The following is a 9,748-nucleotide window of genomic DNA, read 5'->3' on the forward strand; positions in this document are numbered from 1 at the left end:
TCGCTCAACTGCCTCTCCAAAGAATCCTTTCTCAGCCTAAACTCAACCCCAAAAACGCCATATGCGATTCCCCTGCCTACAAGGGGAAGATCAGCAGTTTCCTCACGCCATCTGCAGCTTCTGCCGGCTGGGCTGCGGCGGGAAGGCGATGGCGATGCCGGCCGCGCCCAGCCCGATCAGCGCCGAGCCGATGAACAGCCAGTGATAGCTGGCGGTGGCGTCGTAGATCATGCCGCCGGCGAGCGGCCCCAGCGACATGCCGAGGCTGGAGAGCATCGTGGCCGCACCGAGGATGGTGCCGATGATGCGCAGGCCGAAATATTCGCGCGCCAGCACAGCGTAAAGCGGCATCACGCCGCCATAGGTGGCGCCGAAGATGACGGCCAGAAGGTAGAACTGGTCGAGCTGGCCGACGGTGAGATAAGCGGCGATCACCAGCCCCTGGATGGCGAGCCCGGCGACCAGCACCGGCTTCACGCCCAGCCGGTCGCCGAGCACGCCATAGAGAATGCGCCCGCCAAGGCCGGCGAGCCCCTCGACGCTGTAGATCGATACGGCCGCCATCGGCGCCACGCCGCAGGACATGGCGTAGCTCACCATGTGGAAGATCGGGCCCGAATGCGCTGCGCAGCAGGCGAAGAAGGTCAAGCCCAGCACGATGAATTGCGGCGAGCGCAGCGCCTGGCCGACGCTCATGCCGGGATCGTCGGCGGCGGGCGCCGGCGTCCCATCGGCGGTAGTGATTGCCGCCGGCGGTTGGCGCACCAGGAAGACGGCGGGCAACAGCAGCACCCAAGCCATGACGCCGATGTCGAACATGGCGGTGCGCCAGTCATAAGCCGTGATCAGCCAGCGCGCGAAGGGCGAGATGGTCATCGGCGCGACGCCCATGCCGGCCGAGACCAGCGAGACGGCAAGGCTGCGGTTGGTGTCGAACCAGGCGGTGGTGAGCGCGATCATCGGCGCGAAGAAGGCGCTGGCCGCCAGGCCTACGATCACGCCATAGCTGAGCTGGAAGACCAACAGCGAATCGGCGCGGCTCGCCACCACCAACGACAGGCCGAGCAGCACCGCGCCCGCAAGCACCACGGGCCGCGCGCCGACCCGGTCATAGATCGCGCCCCAGGCGAAACCGCCGAGGCCCATCACCAGGAAGTTCAAGGTCATGGCGCTGGAAATGCCGGTGCGCGACCAGTTCGTGTCGAGCGACATCGGCTCCAGAAAGATCGCCAACGAAAACATGGCGCCAAGCGCCACGCAGGTCATCAGCGCGCCCGCCGCGACGATGACCCAACGATAGGAATGGTTCATGGTTCTGCTCCCATGCCGAAAGGCATCCTGTTTGATGCGGCACGGTTTTTCCAGTCCACCGGGCCGTCTGCGTCCGAAGGACGCCAGGGCGGGAGCCGATCCTACAATCTGGTTGCATTTTTTATCCGGATTTTTGGCGCCCAAGAGAGTGGAAGGCGCCGACGAGGAAAGTCATCGCTCTGCGAAATCCCCCTCTCTGGCATTTTCCAAGCACTTGCTACCATCCCGGCTACTACGCCTGCTTCCTGCTCGACCCCGACGGCAACAACATCGAGGCGGTGTTCCACGGCGAGGCCAAGCGAAGTGCCGCGGCGGTGGAGATCAGTTTTTAGAGCAGCCCCGCTGCTACTCCTTCACCGCGCCCGTCATCGATGAAACATAGTGCTCGACGAAGAAGGAATAGAGCACCACCACCGGCAGCGAGCCGATCAGCGCGCCGGCCATAAGCGCGCCCCATTCATAGACGTCGGAGCGAACGAGTTCGGTGAGCACGCCGACCGGCACCGTCTTCTTCTCCGAAGACTGGATGAAGGTCAGCGCATAGATGAACTCATTCCAGGACAAGGTGAAGGCGAAGATGCCGGCCGAGATCAGGCCGGGCACCGACAGCGGCAGCACGATCTTGGTGAGGATCTGCCAGCGGCTCGCGCCATCGATGAGCGCGCATTCCTCCAACTCGAAGGGGATAGAGCGGAAGTAGCCCATCAGAAGCCAAGTGCAGAACGGGATGAGGAAGGTCGGATAGGTGAGGATCAGCGCGAATGGTGTGTCGTATAGACCGAGGTTGAACACCATCACCGATAGCGGGATGAACAGGATAGAAGGCGGCACGAGATAAGCGAGGAAGACGGCGAGGCCAACTTGCCGCGCCCCCGAAAACCTCAGCCGCTCGATCGCATAGGCGGCAAGCACGGCAGCCGCCAGCGACAGGAAAGTTGCGGCGGTCGAAATGATGATGGTGTTGAGCAACCAGCCTGGGTAGGAGGTCTCGAAGAGCAAATAGCGAATGTGCTCCAGCGTCGGATGCACGACCCAGAACGGATTGTAGTTCACATAGTCGGTCATCTCGATATTGGGCTTAACCGCAGTGATCGTCATCCAGTAGAACGGAAACAGGAGCACGATCAGAAACACCAGCAGCGGCAGATAGACCGTCACCACCCGCCGCGGAAGGCTTTGCAGGTAGCCCATGCCGCCTTCGTCGGTCTCCAGGCGCTCGATTTCCTTGATTGCGGCCATGTCAGTCCCCGCCGCCTTGCTGCCATCTGCGCCGTTGGAGGCCGAAATAGCTGAACAGGATCGCCGCCAGCAGGAAAGGAATCATGGCGACCGCGATTGCCGCGCCTTCGCCCAGTTGGCCCCCCGCAATACCGCGCTGGAAGGACAATGTCGCCATCAGATGCGTGGCGTTCACCGGGCCGCCGCGGGTCAGCACATAGATCAGCTGGAAATCGGTGAAGGTGAACAGCACCGAAAACGTCATCGTGATGGCTATGATCGGCGTCAGCAACGGCAGGGTCACGTAGCGGAACAGCTGCCAGCGGCTGGCGCCGTCGAGCGTAGCAGCCTCGTAGAGCGATTGCGGAATGGTCTGCAGTCCGGCAAGCAGCGTGATGGCGACAAAGGGAATGCCTCGCCACACATTGGCCGCGATGACCGAGGCGCGCGCATTGGTCGGATCACCGAGAAAATTGATGCGGTGGTCAATCAGGCCCATCTGTTGCAACGCCCAGGACAGGATCGAAAACTGCGAGTCGTAGATCCACCAGAAGGCGATGGCCGACAGCACGGTCGGCACCACCCAGGGCAGCAGCACTATGGCGCGAAAGAACGACTTGAAAGGCAGCTTCTCATTGAGGATGAGAGCCAGCCACAGTCCGAGCACGAATTTCAGGATCGAGGCGCTGACCGTGTAGAGCAGCGTGTTGAAGACCGACAGCCAGAACACGCTGTCACTCCACAGATATTCGTAGTTCTCGATGCCGATGAAGATGCCCGGTCGGCCGATGCGTGTGTCAGTGAAGCCGAGCCAGACGCCGAGGCCGAGCGGATAGGTGAGAAAGACCAGGAGCAGCGCCGCCGCCGGCAGCATGAAGCCGAAGCCGAGAGTGTTCCTGCTCTCGGCGAGCCGCGACAGGATCGACGGGCGCGGCTGAACGGCAACGGACGGCACGGCCATGGCGCGGGCTCCTTGTTATGCGGGTGGAACTGTGGCTGACCGCGCTTGGCGTGCGTAGGCCGCAAAGCGCGGTCAGCCTGCTTCAACTACGCCACGATCAGACGCGGTAGTAGCGGTTGGCGCGTTTTTCAGCCTCTTCCATTGCTTCCTGCGGCGTCGCCTGGCCCGTCACCGCTTTGGCGAACATGTCAACCAGCACGTAATCGGCCATTGTCGCGGCGGATGCATAGCCGAGCGGCCCGGCATAGCCGTTGGGGCGCAGCGTCGCCGAGGCGTTCGCGTAGGCCGCATTGTTAGAGTCGGCCTTCCAAACCGGGTTGTTGTCGAACGCTTTCAGCGTCTGGCAGCAATAGCCCGCCGACGAAGTGATCCAGTCGGACATTTGCGGATCCTCGAACATGAACTGCAGATAGGCTTTGGCAGCATTGGGATAGGGCGTGTAATTGAAGATGACAGCCGTGGTCACCTGGAAAAGCTCGACCGATTTCCCGACCGGCCCGATCGGCATGTTGGTAGTGCGGATGTCCTTGGCGGTCTCAGCCAGCTTCGGGTCATTGTCCTTGTTGATCTTTGCTGTGTTGTAGGCCGAGATGCCGTTGGCGATCACGCTCACTTCCCCAGCCAGGAAAGCGCGGTTGTTGTTGACGTCAAGCCAGCTTTCGGTGCCGGGGATGAAGGTCTTGTAAAGTTCCTGCGCATATTCGATCGCCTTGAGCGTCTCCGGACTGTTGATCGTCACCTTGCCGGCTTCGTCGACCATCTGGCCGCCGTGGCTCCACAGCAGCCAATGCGCGTAATTGTTGCCGTCGCCAACGCCGTGGCCATGGGTGAAGCCGGCGGGATGGCCTTTCGCCTTCAACGCCTTGCAAAGCTCCAGGAAACCGGCCGTGTCCCTGGGGAATTCGGAGAAGCCTGCCTCCTTGACCCAGCTTTCGCGGTAGACGATGGCGTTGCCGATGGTGGCCAGCGGCAAGCCGATGAACTTGCCCTCGCGCGTCGCATATTGTTTCGGGCCGTCATACCAGCCGCCATACTTCTTGCCGAGATAATCACCCAGTTCCGTCACATCGAGCAGCTTGTCGGGATACTGGTGCGGGTCGTCGAACCAGACGAACATCAGGTCGGGGCCGGAGCCGACATTGGCGGCGACCGCCGCTTTGGGACGGATGTCTTCCCAGCTTTCCTTGTCGACGCGCACCTCCACGCCCGTCGCCTCGGTGAACCGCTTGGTATTCTTCAGCCACTGGTCCTCGTCGCCCTGCACGAAGGGCGACCAGCGCAGCAGCCTGAGCTTGGCACCTTCCTCGGGCTTATAGGTCAGGCCTTCCTGGGCGAAGGCGCTCGAGCCGGCGAAGCGGCTGCCCAGGGCTCCGGCCGCCGCGGCTGCGGTCGTGCGGATTACATCGCGTCTGGTGAACTTCATACTCGTTTCCTCCTGCTTGCTTCCTCGTTGCGTTGTCTATCGCGCCGCTTCGATCCGCTGGCCCGTTCCGCCGTGGAACAGATGGATGGGACCAGGCTCGACCGACAGCCGGATGGTTTCTCCCGGCGTGAAGGAATGGCGTTCGCGGAAATTGGCGACGATGTCCTCGCCGCCCGCCGTCCGGCCGATGATCTGCACTTCCGAACCGGTCGGCTCGATCACCACCACCGTGACCGGAATGCCGTCGTCGGCGAGCCGCAGGTGCTCGGGCCGCACTCCGAGCATCATTGCCTCGCCGTTGCGGATCGCGGGTGGTTTCGGCAAAGGCACGGAAATGCCGCCCGCGCCCCGGAAGGACGGCGCGCCGTCGCTGGCGAACGTGCCCTTGAGAAGGTTCATGGCCGGCGAGCCGATGAAGCTTGCGACGAACAGATTGTTCGGCCGATCGTAGAGGTCCAGCGGCGGCCCGATCTGCTCGACGACGCCGTCATGCATGACCACGATCTTGTCGGCCATGGTCATGGCCTCGATCTGGTCGTGCGTGACATAGACCGTCGTCGTCTTCAGCCGCTGGTGCAGTTCCTTGATCTCGGCGCGCATCTGAACCCTGAGCTTTGCATCGAGATTGCTGAGCGGCTCGTCGAACAGGAACACCTGCGGATTGCGCACGATCGCCCGGCCCATGGCGACGCGCTGGCGCTGGCCGCCGGAAAGCTGGCGCGGATAGCGCGACAGAAGAGGAATCAGCCCGAGGATCTCGGCCGCGCGCTTGACCCCCGCATCGCTTTCAGCCTTCGGAACACCCTTCAGCATGAGCGAGAAGGCCATGTTCTCGGCCACCGTCATGTGCGGATAGAGCGCATAGTTCTGGAAGACCATGGCCACGTCGCGCTCTTTCGGCGCAACGTTGTTGACGATACGGCTGCCGATCGAGATATGGCCGCGCGAGATTTTTTCCAGGCCGGCGATCATTCGCAGAAGCGTCGATTTTCCGCAGCCCGATGGGCCGACGAGCGTGACGAACTCGCCGTCTTCTATATCGACTCTGACCCCATGCAGGATTTCGGTGGCCCCGAACGATTTGTAGACATCGCCAATCGCGACAGACGCCATCGAACTCCTCCCGATGGTTCCCTGCGAGGTCTCGCGGGGAGCCGTTTCTATCAGGCGTGGTTGAAAGGATGCCGGCAGGCATCCACCACTGGCGTCGGCGACGTCTGCCCCAGCTCCCCCCGGGTCACGCGACGGTGAAACGGTAGCGCTACCACATCCGCCTGTAAAGCGGCGACAGGCGCCCTTATACTTTCGTCGCGCAGGACATGTGAGCGAAGCCGGCTTTGAAGCGAAGCCAGGCCGGACGGTGCCGGATTGCCGGCAAGTGAATGCTCGAATAGCGGCTGGACAAGGTTTGCTTTCAGCCTCCAAACAGAAACGCCGCGATCAGCTTCAGCATGTTGCCGTCCCGCCCGAACTCGACCTTGTCGAAGTCGCGGCTGTCTTGGCGCTGCGCCTTGGAGAGCTGGTCGAGATAGGCCGTCAGTTCCGCCCTGACCTTCTTGCAGCCGGGATCGTTCTGGGCGGTAAGGCCGGTGCTGAAGGCGACGATCTTGTCCACCATGTCGACGATGCCGGCGCCGTGCACCTTCTCATGCGCGATCAGCCCGGCGGCGAAGGCGTCCCAGCGCGTTTGCAAGGCTGAGCCAAGTTTTCCCGCCGGCTTGGGCAGCGTGTAGGTGATGATCAGCTTCGGCCGCGCCGTCTTCAGCACGCAAGCATTGCCTTGCGGCTGGTAGTCGCGCTGCCAGGTCAGCTTGAAGAAAGTATGCGCGATCACGCGCCGCGCGTTGCCGGCCGAATCTTTGCCGATCACCGGCCCTTTCTCCCCGATCGAGAGATAAAGCTGTTCGGCGCTCTGGCCTGAGACGGCATAGGTCTCGATTTTCTCGACGGGTTTCCAGTCGGCGAGCGCCGGCGTGGACGAAAGCAGGGCGGCGAGGAGGAGGGCGGGCTTCATCGGGCGAGCCATAGCATCGCGCCTCGTTCTGGAGAAGCCGGCCCGCGGATTTTTGGAACCCGCTTCGCCGGTCGCTCGTTTCCTTGGGCAATCATCCCGACCATGGGGGAGGACAAGATGACCCGCAACGATATCATCTCCGTGCTTGGACCGGTCGACGAGGCCGTCATCGCCGACATCGCGCTGACCGGCGCCAGCCTCGAGGAACTGCGCGAGGCCTTCGCCTGGATCGGCGCCGACGAGGCGCTGGTCAACGAGGGCCATGCCATGCCCGGCGTCCGCGTGGCGAAACTGATCGAAATCCTCGACCCTCCCGAGGACGAGCCCGAGACGCCGGGCGCGATGGAGTAGGGCAGCGACGCTTTATCTCCCCACTTGCGTACCCTCGAGGGGGAGATAGGCGGCGTGCCCCCCTCTAGGTATTCTCACCTACTTGTCCCTCTGCACCTCTCGTCATAGCCTGCGTCGCCTGGGCGGGAGGAGAGGTTCTTGGACACCAATGTCGTCATCGTCGGCGCCGGCCCTGCCGGGCTCGCCGTCGCGGCCTGCCTCAAACAGGCGGGGCAGGATTTCGTCATTCTGGAAAAGGCCAGTGAGGTTGCACCGGCCTGGCGGCGGCATTACCGGCGGCTGCATCTGCACACGGTGAAATCCTTCTCCTCGCTGCCCTTCGTGCCGTTCCCGAAGAGCCATCCGCGCTACGTGCCGCGCGAAAAAGTGGTCGATTATCTCGACGCCTATGCCGGGCGTTTCGGGCTCAAGCCGCGCTTCGGCGTCACCGTCAAATCGGTCCACCGCGAAGGCGAGCGCCTGCTGGTCCAGACCGATGCCGGGCTGTTCGATGCCCGCAAGGTGATCGTCGCCACCGGCAACAATGCCGAGCCCATCACGCCACGCTTCCCCGGCATCGAGGCCTTCAAGGGCAAGGTGCTGCACAGCGCCGCCTATACTGAGGCCGCGCCTTACGTCGGCAAGGACGTGCTGGTCGTCGGCATGGGCAATACGGGCGCGGAAATCGCGCTCGACCTCGCCGAAAGCGGCGCCAGGCCCACCATCTCGGTGCGCAAGGGCGTCCACATTGTGCCGCGCCAGCTGTTCGGCGTGCCGATCCAGATGGTGGGCATCGCCAGCCGGCCGATGCCGCAGGCGCTGAACGACTGGATGTTTCCGAAAATCCTCGATCTGGCGCTGGGCAAGCTGGAGAGGTACGGCATCGTGCGGCCGAAACAGGGCATCCTGCAAGGGATCGAAGCCGGCCGCATTCCGGTGATCGATGTCGGCACGGTGGCGGCGATCAAGGCCGGCCGGATCGGCATCGCGCCGGATATCGCAAGCTTCACCGCCGACGGCGTGAAGTTCGCCGATCGCGTTGAGAAGAAATTCGACGCGGCGATTTTCGCCACGGGCTACCGCCCGGCCTATGACGGCTTCCTCCCGGCGGAGCTCAGGCCGGACAAGAGCGGCGTGAATGCTCGCGCGACGGAGCTCGGCGTCTATCTCGTCGGTTTCTACAACCCGGTCACCGGCCTGCTGCGCGAGATCGGCATCGAGGCGAAGGCGGTGGCGAAGGATATCGCAGGGCGGTGAGGGCGAAGCGTCGAAGCTGCTGGTCTGCCTGCTCGAGGTTGAGATGAGGCGCCTGAATCGGGTGGCTCTCACATCGCCCTCCATGCGAAGCCGTCCCATCACACCGAGGACCGCTCAATGCTCACGCTCTACGACTATCTCCCCTCGCAAAATGCCTGGAAGGTTCGCGTCCTGCTCGGCCTGCTCGGTATCGCCTACGAAACCCGTATCGTCTCGATCTTCGAGGGCGAGAGCCACACGGAGGCCTTCCTGAAGCTCAACCCGGCGGGCGCTGTTCCGGTGCTCGCCGTGGAGAATGGCCAGGCGATCGCCGAGTCCAACGCGATCCTCGTCCTCGTTGCGGAAGGCACGTCCTATCTTCCGGTAGACCGGCTTGCCCGCGCCAAGGTGATGCAGTGGCTGTTCTTCGAGCAGTATTATGTCGAGCCGGTCATCGGCTCGCTGCGTTTCTGGACGCTGACTGGCCGCCTGGAGCGCAACCAGGCGCTAGTTGCCGGCAAGCGCGAAGCGGGCGCGCGGGCACTTGGCGCGCTGGAGCGCAGCTTGGTCGACACACCTTTCCTGGTCGGCGACGCGCTCACCATTGCCGACCTTGCTGTCTACGCCTACGCCCACCGCGCAGAAGATTGCGGTTTTGAGCTTGCCGATTATCCGGCGGTCGGTGCCTGGATGGGGCGCGTCAGCGAGGCGATCGGCCCGGACTATTCGGTGCATCCCTACAGCATCGATCCGCATTCGCACGCCTGAGCCACCGGAACACAGCGGCGGGACAGGGCGTTCTCCAAAGGCAGCGTGTCGGGCGTCGCCTCATCGGCACCGCCTGCTTCGCGTCCCAGCCATGGAGATCCGCAATGGTTCGCACCATCGCCGTCGCAATCCTCGCCACTGGCATGATCAGCCTGCCTGCCAAGGCGGCCGAGCAATACTGGGTGGCCCGAGACGCGGTCTCGAAGCAGTGCGAGATCGTGCCGAAGAAGCCCGACGGCACGCTTGTCGTCGATCTCGGCAAGAAGAAATACGCCAGCGAGGGCGAGGCGAGGAAGGCGATGGAGGCGATGTCGGACTGCAAGAAGAACTAATGCATGTCGCGCAAAAGTGTGCAGCGGTTTTGCGATAACGACATGCATGAAAACAAAGCCTTAAAGCGCGTCGCCTGAATCCGCTCACAGTACACGACGCAAGGGTGAGGACGGCTTGAAGTGATTTGATTGGAGGATTCTTCGCCAAAAGGATC

The 9,748-nt window shown here is 63.0% G+C and carries 10 protein-coding genes and 1 pseudogene; 5 read left to right on the forward strand and 6 right to left on the reverse strand.

Features of this window, described 5'->3' with window-relative positions; translation table 11 throughout:
* Window positions 1-102 precede the first annotated feature (102 nt).
* The gene (locus FJ418_RS31625) at window positions 103-1,311 is read right to left on the reverse strand and encodes an MFS transporter (RefSeq protein ID WP_140855086.1); all 1,209 of its coding nucleotides are present in this window, start codon (window positions 1,309-1,311) and stop codon (window positions 103-105) included.
* A 218-nt stretch (window positions 1,312-1,529) separates the two neighbouring features.
* Between FJ418_RS31625 and FJ418_RS32495 the strand changes: the two are divergent.
* Window positions 1,530-1,643, forward strand: a pseudogene (locus tag FJ418_RS32495) (VOC family protein); the annotation flags it as partial.
* 13 nt (window positions 1,644-1,656) lie between these two features.
* Here FJ418_RS32495 and FJ418_RS31635 read toward each other — a convergent pair.
* From FJ418_RS31635 to FJ418_RS31655, 5 genes are all read right to left on the reverse strand, one after another.
* The gene (locus tag FJ418_RS31635) at window positions 1,657-2,550 is read right to left on the reverse strand and encodes a carbohydrate ABC transporter permease (protein WP_140645453.1); all 894 of its coding nucleotides are present in this window, start codon (window positions 2,548-2,550) and stop codon (window positions 1,657-1,659) included.
* A 1-nt stretch (window position 2,551) separates the two neighbouring features.
* Window positions 2,552-3,490, reverse strand: coding sequence for a sugar ABC transporter permease (locus FJ418_RS31640; RefSeq protein ID WP_140872194.1), 939 nt, complete (start codon window positions 3,488-3,490; stop codon window positions 2,552-2,554).
* A gap of 97 nt (window positions 3,491-3,587) precedes the next feature.
* On the reverse strand, window positions 3,588-4,913 hold the full coding sequence (locus FJ418_RS31645; RefSeq protein ID WP_140872196.1) for an ABC transporter substrate-binding protein: 1,326 nt from the start codon (window positions 4,911-4,913) through the stop codon (window positions 3,588-3,590).
* A 36-nt stretch (window positions 4,914-4,949) separates the two neighbouring features.
* Complete coding sequence (gene ugpC, locus FJ418_RS31650; protein WP_140872198.1) at window positions 4,950-6,026, reverse strand: sn-glycerol-3-phosphate ABC transporter ATP-binding protein UgpC; 1,077 nt, start codon at window positions 6,024-6,026, stop codon at window positions 4,950-4,952.
* 301 nt (window positions 6,027-6,327) lie between these two features.
* The gene (locus FJ418_RS31655) at window positions 6,328-6,927 is read right to left on the reverse strand and encodes a DUF922 domain-containing protein (protein WP_140872200.1); all 600 of its coding nucleotides are present in this window, start codon (window positions 6,925-6,927) and stop codon (window positions 6,328-6,330) included.
* A gap of 117 nt (window positions 6,928-7,044) precedes the next feature.
* Here FJ418_RS31655 and FJ418_RS31660 point away from each other — a divergent pair, with 117 nt between their 5' ends.
* From FJ418_RS31660 to FJ418_RS31675, 4 genes are all read left to right on the forward strand, one after another.
* Window positions 7,045-7,278, forward strand: coding sequence for a hypothetical protein (locus FJ418_RS31660; protein WP_140872202.1), 234 nt, complete (start codon window positions 7,045-7,047; stop codon window positions 7,276-7,278).
* Between the two features lie 138 nt (window positions 7,279-7,416).
* Complete coding sequence (locus tag FJ418_RS31665) at window positions 7,417-8,514, forward strand: NAD(P)/FAD-dependent oxidoreductase (RefSeq protein ID WP_140872204.1); 1,098 nt, start codon at window positions 7,417-7,419, stop codon at window positions 8,512-8,514.
* A 117-nt stretch (window positions 8,515-8,631) separates the two neighbouring features.
* The gene (locus FJ418_RS31670) at window positions 8,632-9,261 is read left to right on the forward strand and encodes a glutathione S-transferase family protein (protein WP_140872206.1); all 630 of its coding nucleotides are present in this window, start codon (window positions 8,632-8,634) and stop codon (window positions 9,259-9,261) included.
* Between the two features lie 104 nt (window positions 9,262-9,365).
* Window positions 9,366-9,593 (forward strand): hypothetical protein, encoded by a 228-nt coding sequence (locus FJ418_RS31675; protein ID WP_246680676.1) that lies wholly within the window; start codon window positions 9,366-9,368, stop codon window positions 9,591-9,593.
* The last annotated feature ends 155 nt before the right edge of the window (window positions 9,594-9,748 follow it).

Source organism: Mesorhizobium sp. B2-8-3 (genome assembly GCF_006440815.1).
Classification (GTDB): domain Bacteria; phylum Pseudomonadota; class Alphaproteobacteria; order Rhizobiales; family Rhizobiaceae; genus Mesorhizobium.

Bases quoted from the DNA above. Each gene is read 5' to 3' on its own strand.
- FJ418_RS31640 (WP_140872194.1), bottom strand. From the start codon at position 3,490: ATGGCCGTGCCGTCCGTTGCCGTTCAGCCGCGCCCGTCGATCCTGTCG.
- FJ418_RS31675 (WP_246680676.1), top strand. From the start codon at position 9,366: ATGGTTCGCACCATCGCCGTCGCAATCCTCGCCACTGGCATGATCAGC.
- FJ418_RS31625 (WP_140855086.1), bottom strand. From the start codon at position 1,311: ATGAACCATTCCTATCGTTGGGTCATCGTCGCGGCGGGCGCGCTGATG.
- FJ418_RS31660 (WP_140872202.1), top strand. From the start codon at position 7,045: ATGACCCGCAACGATATCATCTCCGTGCTTGGACCGGTCGACGAGGCC.
- FJ418_RS31670 (WP_140872206.1), top strand. From the start codon at position 8,632: ATGCTCACGCTCTACGACTATCTCCCCTCGCAAAATGCCTGGAAGGTT.
- ugpC (WP_140872198.1), bottom strand. From the start codon at position 6,026: ATGGCGTCTGTCGCGATTGGCGATGTCTACAAATCGTTCGGGGCCACC.
- FJ418_RS31655 (WP_140872200.1), bottom strand. From the start codon at position 6,927: ATGAAGCCCGCCCTCCTCCTCGCCGCCCTGCTTTCGTCCACGCCGGCG.
- FJ418_RS31635 (WP_140645453.1), bottom strand. From the start codon at position 2,550: ATGGCCGCAATCAAGGAAATCGAGCGCCTGGAGACCGACGAAGGCGGC.
- FJ418_RS31645 (WP_140872196.1), bottom strand. From the start codon at position 4,913: ATGAAGTTCACCAGACGCGATGTAATCCGCACGACCGCAGCCGCGGCG.